A 20619-nucleotide genomic window follows, 5' to 3' on the forward strand; every position below is an offset into this window, starting at 1 on the left:
CACACCTAGTTGCATGCTCCCATACAAAACAGTGATGAAAGGTAAAACCATTAAGAAACTTTTGATTTGATAATTTTGTAAGAGTTGTGGAATGTTCCCCTATCATTCAGCTTCCGTTATGGTGTGCAAAATGAAGAGGTTGAAATAATAAAAGCTGTTCTTTCCAAATAAACTGGATAGAACAGCAATTTTTATACGCTATGCTTATGCCACTTTTTTTTGTTCATTTTCTTTAAAAGCTTCTATGATATTCTTTTATTTTGGTGTTCATAAATGTATTTCCTCAATACAGCCCATTCACTTGATTTTCTTTCATGAAATACTACTCGATGTACTCAGGTAAATTCACTTGATCTAGAAACAAAACTCCATCATACTGCTCTCTTAAAACCAGCTGTTCCTCCCAACCGCCCCAATCCAAAACGGCACGTTTGGTAAACATCCAAGCTGTTTCTTCTCGGGATGGGCGAATGAAATCAAGCGAGCGAGATAGATGCGCTAAATCAAATAACCTATAGGGTTGAGCGAGATCGATAAAGAAATTTTTATATCCTGCCTTCCCAAAGATGGATTCTATCGTCCCTTTGGGATGACGATGCCTCACAGGTAAAGGAGTACGGTCGTTCTTGTTCGATGTCCCACTGTTCATATATAGTCCCAAGACATAAGATTGCTCTTTGATCTTTGCTGGTAACAACTGACCAAGGGTTACGATGGGGCTTCGATTAGGATTTACTGTTTTGGTGTTGGCTTTACGAATATGCAGGTTATGTGCCCAGACGATAATTTTTTGCTTAGGATAAAGTACTTCTGTAAGCCAGACCATATGTTTTGCCATTGCTTGATCCCTGGCAATATTATATTGGTCATATGCTTTAGTCGCATGTGTTCCATCTTTCTCTTGAACGTAGTGATTATAGGAAACATAATGAGGAACCACATCTTTGACAGTATGGATGCGATCTTGCAAAACATATTGGGTTACTTTCACCATATTTGGCGAATTCGGGTATATCCCAGCTAATGCTCTGACTTGTTTTTGGGTAAAATCGTATAGTTCTTGATATGCTTCGATCATCTTCTGCTGATCTTTTTGAAAAGCCTCTGTATCTGACTGAAGCAGAGACGTTGAAAATTTTTCCTCCGTTTGTTTTGCTTTCTCTCCCATTTTCGGATCAATCTTTTGAAACCAACTCTCTAAAAACTTTCCATAAGAACCAACAGGCTGCATATCGATCCCTGCCAATTGCAGTGGCTGACGAGAATTACTTTTTTGCTTGATATATTCAAAAAGCGGTAACACTTCTTTGGTTTGCCAAATCGGATACATGCTATCTTTCAGTGATTGTGTTGACGATTGTTGGTTGATTTGGGCATCAACAGCAAATAATTCACCTAATCCAGATTCAAAGGCCAGTACGTTATACCCTAACTTTTCATGTAAGTATTTCACCAGACGCACTTTAGATGTACTAAATTGTGCGGCTCCATGCGAACTCTCTCCTAAAAAGACGATTTGCTTGTTTTCCAGTACTTTTTTAAAAAAATTTAGATCCTTATAGGTATCTCCTTTATCTGATTCTATCTTTTCAATCGGCTGGGCATTGTTTTGCAACCATTGATGCCACTTCGGATTTTCCACACTTGCTGCTTGTGTACTTGAAATAGCAAAAAATGGAGATAAGCTCATACAAATAAGCACCATCCATAGCAACCAACGATAAATTATGTCAATAGATTTTCTTTTAGATGAAATCAAATGATGCCCTCCAAACTCTAGTTGTTCCTATTTTTATATATACAGGAATAGATCATTTAAGTGCAATTATATATTTACTTTTATAAAAATTCCCTATTAAGAAGAGAAAAGGAAAGAAACATTTAAAAAAAGGGTTGCAATGCTTAGTAGTGAATCTGTTTTTAGGTAAATGAAATAGCCCTTCACTTGGAATAACACAATTTTGAAGTGAAGGGAATATGTGAGGCATTTATGATACTCAGTAGCCACCTTTTCATTAGTTCTGACTATTTTATTAATATTTACTATTTAAATTGTTAGTAATAATATGTAATTATAGTTTTCCTAAATAATATGTTGAGGTGATGCGTTTGAAACATTCATTTTCTAATCCTTTTCCTTGGTATAATCATATGTTGAAACAAAACCCTGTAACTTATGATGAAGACTTTTTGCATTATTTCGGCGCAAAAGGTACATGGCATATATTTCGTTATGATGATGTACAAAAAGTTTTCCAAGATCATGAGACGTTTTCTAACGAGTACTTCCCTAAAATAGCAGAAAGTCCAGTGTCAATAGCAATGTCAGTAACAGACCCACCACGTCATAAACAACTTCGTTTGCTCATCTCAAAAGCTTTTACTCCAAAAGCAATTGAAGATATGAAACCTTGGATTGAGCAAATTACTCATGAACTGTTAGATCAAGTGGAGGACAAGGGTGAAATGGATGTTACCAGAGATTTAGCTGTTCCCATTCCGATCCAAGTAATTGCAAAACTATTAGGAATTTCGCATAAAGATCAAGATAAATTTAAAAAATGGTCGATTATGTTTGCAAAACAACCTTCAGAAGTAGACGGTGGTGCCGAAGGTTATTTTCAAGCTCAGAAAGAGATGAGTGAATATTTTCTGAGAATGATTAAATTTCGTAAACAGGAGCCTGAGGATGATTTAATCTCGCAATTGCTACAAGCAGAAGTCGATGGAGAAAAACTATCTGCCAATGACGTATTGGCTTTTTGCATTCTCTTATTAATAGCAGGCAACGAAACGACTACCAATCTGATTAATAACGCCATCTTTACTTTCATTGAACATCCAGAAGTACAAGAACATCTCATTGACCATCCCGAAGATATCACGAAAGCGATTGAAGAAGTTCTTCGATACCGATCACCCCTGCAGTATATCAACCGAATTGCAGCCAAAGATACCGAATTAAGAGGTAAACGAATCAAAAAAGGTGACTTTATCAATTTATGGATGGGTTCTGCCAACCGGGATGAATCAGTATTTGCTAACCCAAATGAATTTGATATTCATCGAACCAATTTGAAGCATACTGCTTTTGGGCATGGTATTCATTATTGCATGGGAGCACCTTTAGCTCGTCTGGAGGCGAACATAGCACTTCGAGTATTATTGGGACGATTGCATCAATTTCAACTGAAGGATCACAAACAACCTGTTATGAATCAAAGCGCTGTGACATATTCGATTAAAGAGTTTCCTGTAACTTTTCAAAAACGATAATACACTTCATACTTCCTAAGGAAAAAAGCAGAAGAGTTCGAAGTGATAAAGGTAACAGAACAAAATGACACCTCAATCGAAACTCATTTATCCAATACACAGCCACATGAAACTCGCTTAGCTCAAAGAACATTTGCCCCCATCTGGAGTTCCATCAAAAAGAGGAAGACCTATTAGTCGGTTTAACGAATTGGTTGCATATCAAACTTACCATCGTCATGCATTTGGTAGTTTTTTTCAAAAAAGAGATCAAGTTGTTTTGCTTGGATAGACCACAATCGAAAATTAGTTGTCCAATATCAACGTCAAGGTCAACACTATCAAGCATTCTATTTGATTTCTCAAAGTCAATCGACTTTTGAAATAGATTCTACTCGAAGTCCATCACACATGGTATGATAGAAAAAAAAGAGATGTTTTGGGAGGAAGAAAAGTTGTTTGAAACCGTACTTGCATCCATGGGGATGGGAGCAGCAAAAATTGATTTACGCTTGGACAAAGATGTAGTAATAACAGGCAAAGAAGCTACAGGACAAATTGTTGTTACAGGTGGCAGCGCTGAACAAAAAGTAGAGGGATTGTCTGTATATTTCATACTGCAATCTACACATGCAAGAACTAACAATAGTTTGATAGAGCGGGTTGCTATGATTGATATTACACATGATCTATTTACAATCCAGCCAAATGAAAGCATCACCTTTCCGTTTTCCTTTACTTGCCCAGTCAGCATACCATCGTCATCGGTGAACACCAAATACTATTTTATTACCAACCTAGAGATCAAAAATGCAATTGACTCACATGACCGTGATTATATTACGGTGTTACCAAATGAACGTGTAGCTCAATTTTTGAATGGATTTAAACAACTTGGATTTAAGCAAGATTGGGATGGACTTGTTACGGATGAACAAGGCTGGTCCCAACTGATCCAATATCATCCAACTACTTATTTTTATGGCGTATGTAATGAGATCGCAGTATATTTCCACTATAATGCCGAACAGGATACGATCGATGGAGTACTCCAAGTAGGTGAGCAACATACGACTAATTACTCCGCCCTCATCGATATGTTTCATATGGATGAAAAAGTTCGCCGCTTTGAAATAACAGCTTCCGAATTGAATACAGAGGAAAAAGCAAAAACCAGATTGGAACTACTTGTAAAACAGTTGTTGAAAAAATGACGATTTAAAAGCAATCTCATCGCGAGATTGCTTTTTCTTTTATCTGTAAAAACGTTACAGGTATTAGTATCTAAATTTCATGTCAAAATCAACGATATTTCCATAGAAATATGGCAACATCCCTGAAGTAATTCCTGTAACTTCAGTCTTCTTCTTTGGATACGGGGATTTTGCAGCAGAATAAGAGATCCCTAAGGGGTAGTTTTGGAAAAGATGTACACTATTATTTAAATACAGAAGATAAGCTATGATTTTTATACGAACTTGGAAACTCCCCAGATATAGAAACTCCCACCAGATATATACACCATATATCTTCCTGAAAAAGCGGATTTGCAACGTTAAGATGTTTACAATCTAAAGATCCCCATTTCTCCATTTTAATGCTGAGAAATGGGGATCATTTTATCACTCTAGAAAATCGCCGTTTACCGATGAAAGCCATTTTTATTTATTGTGTTTGTATAGTCTACTCTTCCTTTGGATTGATATGATATATAATAGCTTTGTATAAAAAGTCGGCTAAGTCTTCATTGCTAAATTGATTGATATAATTTTTGTATCGATTAACAAATTTATACGTATTTGCAATACATACTAATATCTCAGAGTCACAAACCATAACTTGTTCTAAATTACTTTTCCATTCTATAATTAATTGCTGTACTTCATCAGAAGAAGGAGATTGATTCATACAGGCTGCCATTCTTCTAAATACACTTTCCATGTTTTGCTCAAACATAGAGAATAAGTTTGCTCTTTCACTAGGAGAGAGTTTTGCCAGTTTCCTCTCAAACTCTTTGTATTTTTCTGTTTCTCCATAGAAGAATCTCGCTTCATGAGCATACTGTTCTTGTAATGGTAAAATGGTTGAATCATGAAAAATACGTAGGTTGTAGATATCTTTTCCAGATACATACTCGTCCAATGCAGTAATGATTGTTTCCAACCGTTGTTTTTTTATCAATAAAGTTTGGCTATGATTTTTTAATAATTGTTTCTGTTCTTCCTTGGAAAGTTCCAAAATGTCCTTAATCTCTTGTAGAGAAAAATCCATTTCCTTTAAAAATAAAATGGTTTGTAGTTTTTCTAAACTATTTCTATCATAGAGTCGATAACCATTTTCCGTAAGATGAGTTGGCTTCAATAAATTTATCTTATCGTAATAATGTAACGTTCTTTTTGTTATGCCTGTAATTTGAACAATATCTTTTACAGCTAATAATTGTCTCTTCATCCCAAAATCCTTTGACTTCGTCTAATATGACATTCGCAGGAGTAATAGTAGCTTCATAGATAGTTTTGCCTGTTTTTTCTAAATAGTATTTGATTAAATAATATCCACAGGCATAACCGGCACTATAAGGCATGTTGACTGGTGTTAAGTTTTGGAGTTTTGCTATTTCGTCACCGTAAAGATATGGTGACAAATTCTGAAAGCCCGCTAGTTGTAATTTTTCCTTGAGCACTGGTTTAATACGCTTATTAAGAGTTTCCTTATCTGTTTTTGTTACCCAAGGCCCGAGCAGCTCCTGCCCAAAAATAGAAGTAGCATAGTTTTCTGCTAACCCTTCACTCACAATTAATTCACCTAATGTAACAGCAAAATGATCCCATTCAATAAATTGATAGCGAACATTATGATTACATTCATGAGCTAAAGCAGCCTTCATTCGAGGTATGGTATATTCATTTGGCACAAGTGTACCAAAAATATAGCCAGGGATACCCCCATCGCCACTATATCCTTCATTTATCCTTAATAAAGGGCTATTTGGATTCCCTAATAGAATAGTGAATAAATAATCAGATACACGAAGATTCACGCCGTGCTCTGTAAATAAATGAAGGCTTTTCTTCACTGCTTCTTCACACTCATCCCAAAAGGAATCGGACGAAATTAAATCTAATTCGGTTGAAATCTCATTGGTGATCTGAGCAGGTGAGAGGTGCGTCATATTGTTCATCATAATAACATCAAAACCACCTGGCTCCGTAGCTTTAAAAGGAACATGCTGGATTTCCCATTTTTTCATAAATGGGGCGAACATTTTTTGTCTGAGTAATTCAACCTTTTCTTCTTGTGGCGCTTGTAAAACGTTGCGATATATTTTATCTGAGCGTAATGCTTTGATATTCACTTTTTCCACCTCTTTCTTCCTTGATCGTCATTATAAACTATGACGTAACGTTATAGTCAAGGGATTTAATAGCCATCAAATATAAAGATGATCGTGAACAACAATGGACAACCAGAAAAGAGAACAGTGGCTTCGTTACTATAAACATAAAAACTAGACTCTTTTGAAATTATATTCTTTACAGCAATTTTTATTTTTTAGATCTCCTTTTTATTGTGACAAGGTTGATATCAAGAAATATTTTCACTCTCTGCATTAACGAGTATACAAACCAAAACAAAAGTCCATGCTGCCAAAGGTGAATGGGAGTAAATGGCAGGTAGATAGAGAACCAGATAGTTCTTACTAGGGAAATCTGTGTGATAAGCCATGCTTCTAGTAACCCTTTCTGCAAGGGAAAGTTTAATTCTCATAAGTCAGCAGAAGTCATAGTACCAAAGTAAGATATACCTGAAATGTGAAGGGATGAACATTGAAAATTTCTCAAAAAATTCCGTCTTTATCTATCAAACCGTTTTTGGCTTTTCTCAAACGAGCCTAGTATTTCCCTTCTTTTACTGATCTGCGTTATATTTATATTAAATTTATATTAATTTATTATAAATAATATATTTTTCATATTAAGACTGGGATTTTATAATAAAAGTATCATTTTTAAAAGGAGGCAACCAAAATGGAATATAGTAAATTGGGCAATAGTGGATTAACTATAAGCAGAATTGCATATGGGAACTGGATAAATCATGGAGGTAAAGTAGATGAAGATACAGCAAATGACTGTGTCAAAGCTGCATTAGATGTTGGTATTACGACATTCGATACGGCTGATGTTTATTCAGACACTAAAGCTGAAGAAGTACTCGGTCGGTCTTTGCAAGGTGTACGGCGGGAAAGTATTGAACTATGTACAAAGGTGTACCACCCGACTGGAACTGGGCAAAACGATAAAAGTTTATCACGAAAACACATTCTAGAAAATTGCCATGCATCTTTGCGCCGATTACAGACTGACTACATTGATGTCTATTACGCACATAGATTTGACTCAGCTACTCCTCTTGAAGAAACGATGTTAGCTTTCGCTGATTTGGTAAGACAGGGTAAAGTGCTTTATGTTGGTGTAAGCGAATGGACGGCAGAACAAATCACACGTGGTGCAGCACTTGCACGAGAATTGAATATTCCGCTTATCGCCAGCCAACCTCAGTACTCCATGTTGTGGCGAGTTATCGAAAAGGATGTGATACCAACCTGCCAGCGTGAGGGACTGGGACAAGTAGTATGGTCCCCAGTTGCACAAGGTGTTCTCACAGGAAAATATCAGCCTGGTAAACCAGTTCCAACTCAATCACGTGCTAATTCTTCCGCTGGTAAACCGTTTTTTCAAAATCTTGCGCAGCGATGGATGAGTGACAATGTCCTTACTGCTATTCAGAATCTTAGACCCATCGCACAACAGGTTGACCTTACCCTTTCACAACTTGCAGTAGCTTGGGTACTTCAAAACCAGAACGTTTCTTCAGCAATTATCGGTGCCTCAAGTCCGAAACAGATAAGAGAGAATGCCCTCGCTTCTGCTGTCAAACTTGAACCTGAAGTAATGAATCAGATTGATGAAATTCTAAAAGGTTTCGTTGAGTACGATCCTAGTAAAACAGGTTAAGGTTTAAAAAAAATCAGTGCTTCCGCACTGATTTTTTATTTGTTGGAATCTTGGACTATAGTTGAACCACTAAGAATGTGTATTCGAATATACTTCCCTTACAACGGTTAGAAAATGATCTAATACCGTAGATTTTTCATCTTGCCTCCATCCAACATACAGATTGACTTTCGGTGTAGGTTCTTGAATTTTTTTATAGACAACTCCTGCGCGTTTCAAACTTTCTACTGATGATGGAACTACAGAGACTCCCATTCCTGTTGCAACTAGATTAACAATCGTTTGCATTTGTACAGCTTCTTGAACTACATTTAAATTTACACCATAATATTGAAAACAGCTAATAATAATCATAAAAACTTGAAACCAAAATGGCGTGGAAACAAAATAAATGGTTCATCCATTAGTGATTGGATTGAAATTTCGGGTAATGAGGCTAAAGGATGGTTTTCATGTAAAACCAATCTTAAAGATTCTTCAGAACAAATTTCAGAATTCAGCACTTTGTTACTCTGTTTAGAACGAAAAAATCCAATTTGTATTTGTTTCTCATAGAGCGCTTTCAGTTGCTGTTCCGTTGTCATTTCACGTAATACAAGATGAATGTTAGGAAACCGTTCCCGAAATTTTTTTAGAATGTCTATAACAATTTCTGTAGAATCGACAAAACCGATTTTTAGGAGTCCTATTTTTCCCTCATATGTAAGTTGTGTCATTTTTATAGTTCTATCTACTTGTAATAGAGTACATCGAGCCTCTTCTAAAAAAATCTTTCCGGCATCTGAAAGTTCAACCACTCTTTTGGTACGATGAAAAAGTTGAACACCTAATTCTTCTTCTAATTTACGAATTTCTTGACTTAAAGGAGGCTGTGACATTTTAAGGCGTTCTGCTGCGCGGCTAAAACTCAGTTCTTCTGCCACCATTATAAAATAACGCATTTGCCGGAGATCCATCTTTCTCTTTCCTTTCCAACAAGAACAATATATTTCTAAATCCATTCCTCGTAATGTCTATATGAATCCGAATCATTCGAGATGAATAATTTTAACGATTATGACTTGTAGTGATACTAAGATGTTATCTTATCAGGAAATGCCCGTGAAATTACGGCTAATATTCTATTGAAAAGATTTGGATTGCCTTTACCAGATTATATATTAGATGGTATTTGAAAAGTCAATTGACGCATAAAAGTATGAAAGAAATCAGATAGCATCCATTATAGTGATAGATAAGAAACAAAGTCTATTTTACATCCCCCATGCCGTATGTCAACAAAAGCGAAATATAACAGTATATTGTTGTATTCAGTTCGTGAATTATTGATCACATGTGAATATAAAAATAAAATATTTTTATATTCACATAATCCTGATATTGTATATAATAGATTAAGAGAAAGAGGGGATTTGAAATGGCACGTGGTTTTACGATGCAAGAGAAGGAAATGATCCGTTTCAAACTAATCACGGAAGGTAAAAGATTATTTGGTAAATATGGACTACAAAAAACAAATATTGCTCAACTAACAAGAGAAGCGGATATTTCGCCTGCAACATTTTATAAGTTCTTTGATTCCAAAGAAGAACTTTACTTCTATATTTTCGAAGAAGAAATGCATAACACCCAATCCATGCTTCTAGAAAAAGTCATGACTCATGACGAAGATTCAGAGTCTTCAGCTATTCAAAGTATGTTAATGACGGGAATAGAGTTGAGTAAAAAAGATCCATTCTTAGAACAGTTATTTTCAGGGCATAACTTAAGCCAAATGCTACAAACACGATCGAAGGATGAAATCGAAGCGCATATTTTAAACGACTATAAGCAATTTGCACCTGTAATAGAGCATTTACAAAAGAGTGGAAAAGTTATTTCGGTAGATCCCAAAGTATTAACTATCATTATTCAGTTGTTTTTTTTATTACAAGAACACCGTAGCAAATTTGACTCCGAAATATTTGATCAGGCGATGCAGCTTTTAGCCAATTGGATCTCTCAAGGCATTACCCAAGAAAATAATTAGATAGTAAAGATAAGGGAGTAGCAATCACATGGATAAACAACAACTCATTATGATGGTGACAGGGGCTATTCTGGTATAGGGAAAGCAACAGCACTTTTATTAGCTAAAAAAAATATAAGAGTTGTCATGGTATGCCGAAATCGCCAAAGAGGGGAAGCTGCACAAAAGGAAATAATCAGAAAAAGCGGAAATTCGAACGTAGAACTATACATTTGTGATTTTTCCGAGCTTGGTGATATCCGGCGTTTTGTAAATTTGTTCAAAGAAAATTTCGATCATTTGGATGTTTTGATTAATAATGCAGCAGTGATTCCACAACATCATCAAGAAACAAAAGATGGTTATGAGCTGCAGTTCGGCGTAAATCATCTTGCTCCATTTTTGTTGACCAACCTATTACTAGAGAAAATAAAAAAGAGTAACATAGCGCGTATTGTTACAGTAGCCTCTGTTGGTCATAGATTTGGAAAAATACACTTTGACGATCTCCAATTTGCCCAAAAACCTTACAATAAATTAGTTGTGTACACGCAATCAAAACTAGCTAATATATTATTTACCTATGAATTAGCACGAAGGTTACAAGATACGAAGGTCACAGTAAATTGTCTTGATCCTGGACACGTCAAGAGCGATATTGGAGTGTATAAAGATGGTGGATTTGTGCAGTTTGTGTTTCGTAACCTCCTTCGCCCTATTCACAAAACACCTGAAGAAGGAGCAGACACTTCTGTCTATCTTGCAACTGCCCCAGAAGTCGAAGGTATCACAGGTAAATATTTTGCGAACCGTAAACTAAAAAAACATCTCCCATCTCTTATGATATAGATATAGCAACACGCCTATGGACTATTAGTGCTGAAATGGTTGGAATTTGACAACTCCACACGGCTAAAGCCGTGGGATTCTTGGGTAATTCTCAGTACTCCAAGGGAAGTTTACCAAGCTTAAACCGTAAGCCCCCCGCCAAGTAATCTTTTACCTTCTTGCAAAATGTTCTTGGCTGCATGGTATCTCGGTCATGGTGCTCGTTGCAATTGGGGCATGTCCATGCTCGCAACTGTAGCTGTTTCACTTCTTTGTTTGGATGACCACAACCCGACATGAGGTCACGAATATAAGACTGCACCTCTGTTCCTTCATATGCAGTATTCTATTACTATTCTTGCAATTCACTCTCCTTCATTTAAAATACAAATAGAAACATAGTGAGATTAAGTTTGCCGCAATATAACAACAGAGGGGCACAAAAAATGGGAAAGAAATTTCGATTTTATTGGATCAGCATTTCTTTAGGACTTATTTTTTCTATTGTCTCCCTTCCTCCACTCTTTCTACTCTCTATGGAAATGATGTATCGAACTCATATGAACAATCGCTATCAAATCGGAAATGATTATCTACAAAGGATTGAAGGCGAAGGTTTCGATGACCCTTATCAAGCTGATTTGCCTGTCCCATATACGTTTGAAAAAAACGTAATCGATGCAATGATTGTACCGAAGAAAAAATATTCTCCTACTATTTTCGCTGGAGATGTAGATCTTTATCTAAATGGCAAGTTTTTGGGTATCATCTGGAACCGTGTGTTGGAAAGTGATTATCCTGTTACCAAAGAGCAACCCGCTTCATTTGATCTAAGTAATACCACCGATATATCGATTTACACCTTAAAGGATAACGATACCAATCAGGAGGACATTATTATTTTCGCAGACATAACGGCATATCGAATAAAAGCAGGAGAGGAATATCTACTCAATCGATACTATCCAAAAAATATGGAAGAGATGACTCAATTTCAATATTGGCGGATACATAAAGATGGATCTTATGATAAGGAAGTTTTTCGACAAAAGTCAGATAGGACTGATTTGCAAACCTTTCTCGCCTTAAATAGCGGTGCGAATGTCGGATATTTCACCACTTGGCTAAATGCTTACCCAGCTTTTTACTTTCCATTGCCTTATCCTCTGTTCTCTGGTTTCTTAGGTATATTTCTTTTATTCCACGGAGTAGTAAGTAGAAAAATAAAGCGCAAAGGTTTGGTTTAAATATATTTTTTCATGTAGAAACAACATTTTTTCATAGCTGATGGTGTTGTTTTTGTCCATATAATGCGAATATCTGGATAAAATCCTCTTACAAAATAAGAAAGAGACCCCTAGATTAAATAGGAGTCTCTTCAAACACTTGTCTACACCACAGCTTCTTTTGAAGGTGGCTGTGGGGCCGGCCGTACTTGGGTTTTTACTACTGTATTATCTGGAATTTTCTTGATCAGCATTGCTTCCCCTTGTCGGAGGTTTTTGAGGACGTTTGGATGGATGACGAGTTCTTCATCTTCCCGAACGGTACCCATCATCTTTGACATATTTCCGATCAATTTTTCTTCGGTCATCGTTGTTTTCACGAGTATCTTATGTGTACCTACGACATTAGACAAATACTCGGCAGAGTCTGGAACGTCTTGTCGGTGAACAATCTTCACGTTGGTATTACCAATAACCTGACCAACAAGCTCTTCTCCACCAGCGGCGGACAAGTCAGCTAACTCCTGTGTAGCGATGAAACAACAGAAACCAGCCGCACGACTTTTGTTGATCATGTTTACCACTTGTTCTCCCGCAAATAGGTTAAACTCATCGAGTATCACATAGATATAATCTTCCCGACCGCTTTCTACGAGAGCAGAAGCAACACTTTTCAAATCCTCTACAATCATTGCCCCAAGAGCTGGTGTAAAGGAAGAATAACTAAGTCCAGAAAGAGATAACATCGCAACTCGTTTTGCTTTCACAGCTTCTAACAAGTCAATCGTTTTAGCTCCTTCACGGTCTTTGAACAGCTCTCCAACATCACTTTCCGTGAGCAATGCCAATCGGTCTTTTAGACCATCGATCGCATCTTTGTGACCTTTGTCCAAGCCATTGATATACTCTTTGATCGTATCTGCTTCTTCTTTTTCTATGTTTTTCAATTTTTTCACGAGGTTCATTAAATTTTTCTGAATCAGCATGCTTTGCACCACATGTAAGTCTACTTGCATATTGGCTAGCTGCAAGACACGGAATACCAATTGTAGGTAACGTTCAGCAGCACGTTTGTAGTATGGCTCGGACCATTCTTCCATCGCCATCATTTTATCTTTTAACTCCGTTGGGCGACCATGGCGGAAAGGATTGTAGTGAGTATCACCACTATAAGAAAAACCTTGGAACTCTCTGCCATATGCTTCGGACATCTCTTTCATCTCTTCTAAAAAGCTGATGTCCCCTTTTCCATCAACAATAATAACAGGTTTTCCCCTTCTGATAGCACTTTCTAAGATAACAGTCAGTGTATTCGTTTTCCCTGCTCCTGTCGCTCCACTGACGAATACGTGCATATTTACTTCTTTATCATACAGCGGTACAGGTTTTCCTTCATCATCCAAACCAAGTACTACACCATCATCAATCGTAGGTAGGCTGGTGAGTTTGCTCATGCTGTGAACAACAGGCTTTTCCTCTTTTGGTGGTTTTACAGGAATCGGTAACAACTCTGGGCGATATTTGATAAACCACAGGAATAGCCCTGTGATAAGCACACTTGTTGCAACCGAAACGGGAGTCATTTTCCATAGATCTGCTGGAAAAGCGCTCCAAAAATACTCACTTGCTTTGTCCAACTTATAACCAGCGATATATTGTCCACCTAAGTGCATAAGTCCTTTAAAATAAGTCATAAACAGACCAAATGGAATACATAAGGTGGTGAGGATTAGCCCACTCCATACAAACCATGATGGCTTCCAAGCTTGTCTGACTCCAATGATCGTCAGTATAAGACTGACCACAAATGGAATAAACAGAAAAACGATCAGTACGAGAGCTCCCAGAAATTCCATGGCGAGAACTCCACCTTGTTGCTTTCTTTGGTACTCTCTAAACTGCGTTAAATCCAAATCATCATTCCCAAACATGCTGTCACTCCTCTCTAGGAAGGGAAAGCCCCTGTCTTGGACAGAGGCTTTTTAAAACCAGGCCTTCATGATGCCTCGGATTAAAGCAAATATACCAATGATTAACCCAGCTAAAAGGGTAATCAACGATGTCTTATTCGATAAAATAGGATCTATCCAAAGTCTAAACCCTTTCCGAATTTCCAACCAAACCTCAGACAACCTTTCTCTAGACGGACGGTCGAAATTCTCCTCTTCTTGATCTAAATCTGAATTTTTTTGTTCATCATTCATTTAGGAGGCCTCCTTTTCCGTCTATTTTGGGGTAGGTGGTTTGATGGATTTCATACCATCACCAAGCAAGTTGGTTAGTTTCTCTAGTCTTTTAATTTGCTCCTCTATTGTTCCAGTGAAATCTCCGGATTTCATATTCAGCATTACTTCCACTTTTTGAATTATTTCCTTATTATCTAAACTTGATAACTCTGGATTAGATCGAGTTAAGCGACTAAAACCTTTGTAATCATCCATATTTTTTCCACTACGCAGGTGAGAAATGGCTCTTTCCATTTCATTTTTAAAACCAGATAACACCTTGCTGAGCTCATCTGTTGTGTTACTGCTGGAGAATGATCTTGCAAAATTCATTACCTCAGCAGTTTGCATCATATTTACTGCAATTGGATTACTTTTAGCATAATTTGCTTGGAGTTGAGCGATTGGAATCTTAATATCTCTTCTGCGATTTCTAGAATCTTTGAGCTCCACTTTCAGATTTTCTTTTAGACCCCTTGTAGTACCTTCCATGATTCTTTGAATATCACCTGAAAGTTGTTGACGAATGGAATCTGCAATCTCTTTTGTATTGATATTGATTCCACTGTTACCCCCTAATGAAGCTGTAATAGCGTTCTGTACGGAAGTTTGTACATAGTTCGGTAGAGCTCCACCGGCTTTACCTAAAGGTATTTGCTGCACTGGAACTTTGTAACTAGAATTAGCTGCCTTCATTCCAAGATTGTTTTCAAAACTTCTCACTATATTAGCATCTGTATTGCCAAATCGAGATTGACCAGCAAAATTCTTTGGCTGCACACGTTCTTTTAATGGTCGTTGGCGGTTTATTCGCTTGAATTCCCTTTGTTGCACGCGTGCTTCTGTCCATGAATCCAGTACTTGTTCTCCATATTGCTCCACATATTTTCCATATTCCTGCGTATTTTTTGGTGGAAGCTTTTTCGGAAGTTTTCGTGCCACGCGCTTCGGATTATTGTAGTATTTTTCAAGTTTTTGCACTTGATCTGCCTGATCTGCATGCTTATTCATATATTGTATTCGATCAGCATGTTTGGATAGATCCAAGCCATCTATTTGTCTTGCATCCTTTATAAGCTGTTTGTCACCACGAGTCAGACGATCATCCACCAGGGTTCGTATACCACGCCAACCAGCCTTATTGAGTGGTTTATTTATCTTTTCGATTCCTTTGTTCACTAGCCCTTTGGCTCTATCAACTACTTTACCAGATGTTTCTTTCACTTTACCTTTCAGTAAAGCGTCATCGACCCAGTTGGCACCTTTTCCAGCCAATTTACCAGAACCTTTCACCACGGCCAATGCACCTTTACCTGCTGCCCCAGTTACGGTTTTACGAACGCCGGACATGACATTTCCAACTTTGGAAACAGCCCCTAGGCCTGCTGATTTAAACACATTACCCATGCCACCTTGTTGTAAGGCAAGACCGGCTCCAACTAATGCACCTGTACCAGTAACTGCACCTGCGGCCATAACAGCTGCACCGGCAACTTTGTTCCCCATTTCTTCCCCATCTTTGGTAGCACCTTCTAAGCTCTTACCACCGCCGAGTGGGATAGCAGTCATGGTTTGGCGAAGTTCTTTCATAGCGTGGTTAAGTCCTAGGAACAGAAGGAAGGCGATTAACCAGACACTCAGCATCCCAATGTTATCTTCTTCCATATGTGTTGCTAGTTTTATGACAAGATTGAGATATACTACTAATTGTAGTGTATACCACAATCTCATCCCTTCAGCTTGGATGACCCTCCACATGTGTTGCAGAGCTAACTCTAGACCCCATTCCGGCCAGAGAGACAACAAGAAGTAAATCGCTGTTAGCAATCCTCGTCCAAGTGCTATTAATTGCCACATGATGACATAAAAAGCCATCATCACAAAACAGAGGAGGCAGGCTAGGCTAGCAAAGAAAGTAAGGGCAGCAAAGGAAAGTCTTGTTCCAACCTTTTCCTTGGTAAACCATGCATATTTTTCTTTTGAAGCATCATCTTTCTCTGCTTTAAAGAATTCGATTACCTTATCTTGACGCTTTCCATATGAATCCTGACTAACCACTGACTCCCAAAATCTCATATCTTGCCCATCGATTGTTTTTTGCGAGAGAGGAACAGAACCAAAATTGACCATTTTGTAAGGAATGACGATCGCAAAGTTAAACAGGTCGTCCTTCATTAGATCAACAGCTTCACTACCTTCATTTTGGTTTGCTGTAGGGTCATCTTCTTGATCCTCACTTAGACCACTCATGATTAATGCAGATACATCTGTGAAAGTTGTACTCAATGATTGTATAAAATTTGGTAGATTACTCAGTATCGTACCTGACAGTGCAATAATGAGCAGAGAGTTAATGAAGGTTGACCATAGACGTGTTGTTTTATTGGTGATCCAGTAATAAACCATCCATGCCACTGCTACAGACCACATTAAATATTTAAATGGTTCCCATAATGTGTTTTGTATGCCCTGTAAGGTTTCAGAATAGGCAGTAAACATGTAGTCTAAAACTTGCATGGTGAATCCCCAGCTAACAACCGTAATCAACCATTTGGCAATTACTAAGTACAACCACCAGATACCATCTGTGATAAGAAAGAAGGCTTTAAATGCAAGGTTTGCTGCATCAGTTGCCGCATTTCCAGCCTTACAGCCTACTTCCCAAAAGCTACAATCTTCCTTACCTGAATCTCCACCCAGATCCTCTGGATTATCGATATATACTAGTTCATAGTTTCCCACTGGATATCTATTAAATAGTCTATTACTTTGTTTATCTGTCTTTTCTTCTGGATATAACCCAGTATTTAGATCTCCCTCTGTTATATCAGATGATCCTCCCCCTCCACCATCTGCATTCTCAGCGAAGGTAGGGTTCGCCATGGCGACAGTGAAAAAGAGTACTGCCAAAAAGGCAATGATGACTGATCGAAACTTCTTCATTCCATTCACTCCCCTCCTAGACTCCTCCTTCGGAGACTATCTTCGATGCTTCGCTAGCTTCTGGTTTTGTATTAAACAGCTCCACTAGTTCTTCTTCAGGAGTGAGGAATTGAATAAAACCAGATCGACCTTCTAAGTCTTTCATATAGCCATATCCCGACATCGCTTTGCTTCGTCTGGCTTGAAGGATATTACGCAGCCCTTCATCGCTAGTGTCTAGGTTTAAGGCTTCGATAGCCAGAGTGGTTTCTGTCTCATCACTTGTACCTAAACATACGTAGACACTTACGTTATTCAAAATTTCGGTATCGATATCAGATGGGTTCTGGGTTGCAAACCAGATACCGGCATTAGCAGAACGACCAGCACGCTCTAGACGGTTTGCAAGTTGTTTTCCTTGGTCTGTACGAAGCCAAATCCAAGCCTCATCAAGAGCCGCTACACGGAATCCGCCTGTTCCCCTCAATACAAACTGCTCCGCTAAGATCGCGGTCATGGACATTACTGCAACAGATGCTTCTTGCCTTAATCCATTTGGTTTTTGCTTCTCAGCCGGGAGTTCCAATCCTTCTAATTGAAGTAAGATAATACCAGTGTCAGGAACCTTTACTCCGTCCCCTTCTCCAAAGACCAATTTTCCAAGCGGCAGGCGAGCAATACGCATCAAATACTCTGCTAAGTCTCGTCCCATATCATCTTTATGCAACTCTGCCACCATCTTAGCCATACTCGGGCTGCCAGTCTTTAAGGCTCGTTCAGCCGCGGATAATAACATGTTTTTATCTCCGCGGGTCAAGTTCCCTTCAAACTGAGAAATAACAGAAACCGCAATTTCACTTGCAAACTCAGGGTCGTGACCAAGTAACTGAAACGGATCAAGTGCACCAGGATTTTGTCGGCCATCTAATTTTAAAACGTGTACTCGATCTTCAAGACCAGGTAATCGTCCTACCCAATGACTTCGCTCTCCTTTTGGGTCAACAACAAAGATTCTTGCATCCCAAAATAGCGCTGTCTTATGGATTAAGTTATTTAAGGTGTGCGACTTACCAGAACCAAGTGTACCAGTGATTACCATAGATGCATTTTGGTTAATCTGTGGGCCACGCTCTGGATTGATCTTCACAACCGAACCGCGACGCGTCAGACCAACAGGCACACCATTTGGATCTCCTAAAATTTCCGACGCACCAGGCATTACAATCGAAGCTGCAACTTCTGGAAGCATTTTCTTCACATATCCACGGGCGGGATACTGATCAGATGGTAACCAAGCACTAAATAAATTTCGTTGTTCTCCTGTCGGTCTTGCTGCTACAAATCCTTTTCGGTCGAAGAAATTGATAACCTGTTCCGTACGGCTGTTCACTTCTTCTTGGTCTTCACCATCTACCACAAAAATCATTCGGCTATCCAAAATAGGGGGACGATTTTTCTTCAACTCAAACTCAAGGCCTTCTGCCAATTGTTCTTGTTGTTGGAGATCAAGAGGTATTTGGTCTACCATACCAATATGGGAAGTAGCATCTTTAATATCTTTTCGTTTTCTAGTGACCAGACCAGTTGCTTGTTTGTTCGCGATCATTTTCCAACGGAAGGAAGCTTCAACCGGAAAATCAAATTCACTAGACAGCTGGTGGAATATTTCCGTTCCAGGCGTATAAATTTCATCTGGAAATGATCCAACGGAAATAAAACTTACAAAACGCTCGTCCTCTTCTTGATCACAAAGTACATATCGGTATCCATAAGCACGTCTACCTTCTGCAAGCCATGCATAATCTTGAGGTCCTTTTGGCCAAACACTGCGTAATGTTTGTGGCAGTGGCTTTAATGGCATTCCTCTATAAAAGTGATGCCGGTAAAAATCCGCTATCTCGTGTTCCACAAGAGGATCTAAGCGACTAAGAGAACCTGCTCTTTCTTCAAATGCCCGCTTAGACCAAGCAAAATCATAAGATTTGTTAAATGCTTCTTCCTTTTCTTCTTTGAAAACTCTCTTTCTTAGTCCAAGGAGGGATTCCAGTGTACGCATTGGAATCCCGAATGTTTGCGTAATCCATTTGTAATTTTGTGGTATTGGTAAAGGAAGCTCAAAAGCAATAATAAAATCATAATCGGGTAAGGTACCTTGTTCAATCAAGTGTAACCAACGATCCATCGAGTCTTTTGCCTTTTCTCTGCGTTCTTTTGGAACGGTTTTCACCAAGCGGTCTAAGTAATCAAGCCAGTTAAAACGGCGGCGAACCATCCAAATTTGGGCAACTAAACCCGGCTCTTGAATCTGACGGAAAAATTGTGTTGCATTCATCCATTCATTCTTTTTTCCATCAACTGACAAAGGAGAATATGAAAAGGGGACAACCCGATAAAAAGCCCAAGGTCGTCCATCTATAAAGGCAACATTTTTTTCAATCTGTGTCGGTATCGGTAGCATAATGTTTTATCCCTCCAACCATCTTGGTCAGATGGTATGTTGCTTCTTCCGTAATATCAGGAATCGGAACACCTCTTGACCAAAGTTTGTGCGACAACATATGTGTAAGAGAACTCCAAAAATATTGGTATGGAGGTCGCCCCTCCAAGTCCACGCGCGAAAGTAGCCAAGCAGCACCAAAAGGTATAATCGCAAAACGAAAAACCGGTGGGATAACACTCATAAAGGCAAATTTATTGGACAAAAAGATGAAGATAGCTTCTAATATAACAACAATTAGTAACTCCGATAAACTAACTGGAATGGGGAGACGAAAGCGTTCGATATGGTAAAAAACTTTCTTCAGTCCCCATACCGCATCAAATGTGACAATCCGCTCGGGTCTCATCTATATGTCCCCCTCAGCTAAAGATATTTTGGATAGCTGTTGATAACTGTTTCAATAAGCCTCCACTTGGGTCGGATGTAAAGAGATATAAAATACCAGCTACTACAATCCCACCAAACAGTGCCATCAAACGACCATTCATCCATGCTTGTAAACCCAAAATAACCAATGCAGCAAGAATAACAAACCCGGCCTGTTGCAATACCCATTCAGAAGCCTTTTGGAATAGATTCTCATCTACAGCTAAATAGATCGGTATATGATGTAAAATCGATAACAACATGATGATTC

The 20619-nt window shown here is 38.3% G+C and carries 16 protein-coding genes and 1 pseudogene; 6 read left to right on the plus strand and 11 right to left on the minus strand.

Annotation, left to right across the window (positions count from 1 at the left end; genetic code table 11):
• Positions 1-322: 322 nt before the first annotated feature.
• The gene (locus tag GSM42_RS04555; RefSeq protein ID WP_160800350.1) at positions 323-1759 is read right to left on the minus strand and encodes an erythromycin esterase family protein; all 1437 of its coding nucleotides are present in this window, start codon (positions 1757-1759) and stop codon (positions 323-325) included.
• Positions 1760-2109: 350 nt separating this feature from the next.
• On the opposite strand from GSM42_RS04555, the gene GSM42_RS04560 reads away from it, so the two are divergent.
• Together GSM42_RS04560 and GSM42_RS04565 are read left to right on the plus strand one after the other, a co-directional pair.
• On the plus strand, positions 2110-3276 hold the full coding sequence (locus GSM42_RS04560) for a cytochrome P450 (protein WP_160800351.1): 1167 nt from the start codon (positions 2110-2112) through the stop codon (positions 3274-3276).
• Between the two features lie 434 nt (positions 3277-3710).
• Positions 3711-4469 carry a sporulation protein gene (locus tag GSM42_RS04565; protein WP_160800352.1) on the plus strand — a complete coding sequence of 253 codons (759 nt, stop codon included), beginning with the start codon at positions 3711-3713 and terminating at the stop codon, positions 4467-4469.
• Between the two features lie 469 nt (positions 4470-4938).
• Here GSM42_RS04565 and GSM42_RS04570 read toward each other — a convergent pair whose 3' ends face one another.
• Both GSM42_RS04570 and GSM42_RS04575 read right to left on the minus strand, forming a co-directional pair.
• The gene (locus tag GSM42_RS04570; RefSeq protein ID WP_160800353.1) at positions 4939-5706 is read right to left on the minus strand and encodes a MerR family transcriptional regulator; all 768 of its coding nucleotides are present in this window, start codon (positions 5704-5706) and stop codon (positions 4939-4941) included.
• Positions 5627-6610 carry a DUF2268 domain-containing putative Zn-dependent protease gene (locus GSM42_RS04575; RefSeq protein WP_160800354.1) on the minus strand — a complete coding sequence of 328 codons (984 nt, stop codon included), beginning with the start codon at positions 6608-6610 and terminating at the stop codon, positions 5627-5629. Before GSM42_RS04575 ends, GSM42_RS04570 begins: the two co-directional genes overlap by 80 nt.
• 673 nt (positions 6611-7283) lie before the next feature.
• Between GSM42_RS04575 and GSM42_RS04580 the strand changes: the two genes are divergently transcribed.
• Positions 7284-8273: an aldo/keto reductase family protein gene (locus tag GSM42_RS04580; protein ID WP_160800355.1), complete on the plus strand. Its 990-nt coding sequence runs from the start codon at positions 7284-7286 to the stop codon at positions 8271-8273.
• Positions 8274-8342: 69 nt separating this feature from the next.
• Here GSM42_RS04580 and GSM42_RS04585 read toward each other — a convergent pair.
• A pseudogene (locus GSM42_RS04585) lies at positions 8343-9229 on the minus strand (LysR substrate-binding domain-containing protein).
• A 461-nt stretch (positions 9230-9690) separates the two neighbouring features.
• Between GSM42_RS04585 and GSM42_RS04590 the strand changes: the two are divergent.
• A complete protein-coding gene (locus GSM42_RS04590) occupies positions 9691-10302 on the plus strand; it encodes a TetR/AcrR family transcriptional regulator (protein WP_160800356.1) in 612 nt (203 codons plus the stop codon).
• 75 nt (positions 10303-10377) lie between these two features.
• On the plus strand, positions 10378-11130 hold the full coding sequence (locus GSM42_RS04595) for an SDR family oxidoreductase (RefSeq protein WP_420820968.1): 753 nt from the start codon (positions 10378-10380) through the stop codon (positions 11128-11130).
• Between the two features lie 91 nt (positions 11131-11221).
• Here GSM42_RS04595 and GSM42_RS20515 read toward each other — a convergent pair whose 3' ends face one another.
• Positions 11222-11431 (minus strand): zinc ribbon domain-containing protein, encoded by a 210-nt coding sequence (locus tag GSM42_RS20515; RefSeq protein WP_338055237.1) that lies wholly within the window; start codon positions 11429-11431, stop codon positions 11222-11224.
• A gap of 124 nt (positions 11432-11555) precedes the next feature.
• On the opposite strand from GSM42_RS20515, the gene GSM42_RS04605 reads away from it, so the two are divergent.
• Positions 11556-12356: a hypothetical protein gene (locus tag GSM42_RS04605; RefSeq protein WP_160800357.1), complete on the plus strand. Its 801-nt coding sequence runs from the start codon at positions 11556-11558 to the stop codon at positions 12354-12356.
• 143 nt (positions 12357-12499) lie between these two features.
• Here GSM42_RS04605 and GSM42_RS04610 read toward each other — a convergent pair whose 3' ends face one another.
• From GSM42_RS04610 to GSM42_RS04635, 6 genes are read right to left on the minus strand one after another with little or no spacing between them, the layout of a single operon-like run.
• Positions 12500-14266, minus strand: coding sequence for a type IV secretory system conjugative DNA transfer family protein (locus GSM42_RS04610; protein WP_160800358.1), 1767 nt, complete (start codon positions 14264-14266; stop codon positions 12500-12502).
• Between the two features lie 51 nt (positions 14267-14317).
• Positions 14318-14539 carry a hypothetical protein gene (locus tag GSM42_RS04615; protein ID WP_160800359.1) on the minus strand — a complete coding sequence of 74 codons (222 nt, stop codon included), beginning with the start codon at positions 14537-14539 and terminating at the stop codon, positions 14318-14320.
• Positions 14540-14560: 21 nt separating this feature from the next.
• On the minus strand, positions 14561-17503 hold the full coding sequence (locus tag GSM42_RS04620) for a hypothetical protein (protein WP_160800360.1): 2943 nt from the start codon (positions 17501-17503) through the stop codon (positions 14561-14563).
• A 16-nt stretch (positions 17504-17519) separates the two neighbouring features.
• A complete protein-coding gene (locus tag GSM42_RS04625) occupies positions 17520-19940 on the minus strand; it encodes a VirB4 family type IV secretion system protein (RefSeq protein ID WP_160800361.1) in 2421 nt (806 codons plus the stop codon).
• Complete coding sequence (locus tag GSM42_RS04630) at positions 19915-20328, minus strand: TcpE family conjugal transfer membrane protein (protein WP_160800362.1); 414 nt, start codon at positions 20326-20328, stop codon at positions 19915-19917. Before GSM42_RS04630 ends, GSM42_RS04625 begins: the two co-directional genes overlap by 26 nt.
• Before the next feature lie 13 nt (positions 20329-20341).
• Positions 20342-20611: a TcpD family membrane protein gene (locus tag GSM42_RS04635; protein ID WP_160800363.1), complete on the minus strand. Its 270-nt coding sequence runs from the start codon at positions 20609-20611 to the stop codon at positions 20342-20344.
• Positions 20612-20619: the final 8 nt, after the last annotated feature.

This window comes from Shimazuella alba, assembly GCF_009831235.1.
In the GTDB taxonomy this organism is placed as follows: domain Bacteria; phylum Bacillota; class Bacilli; order Thermoactinomycetales; family Thermoactinomycetaceae; genus Shimazuella; species Shimazuella alba.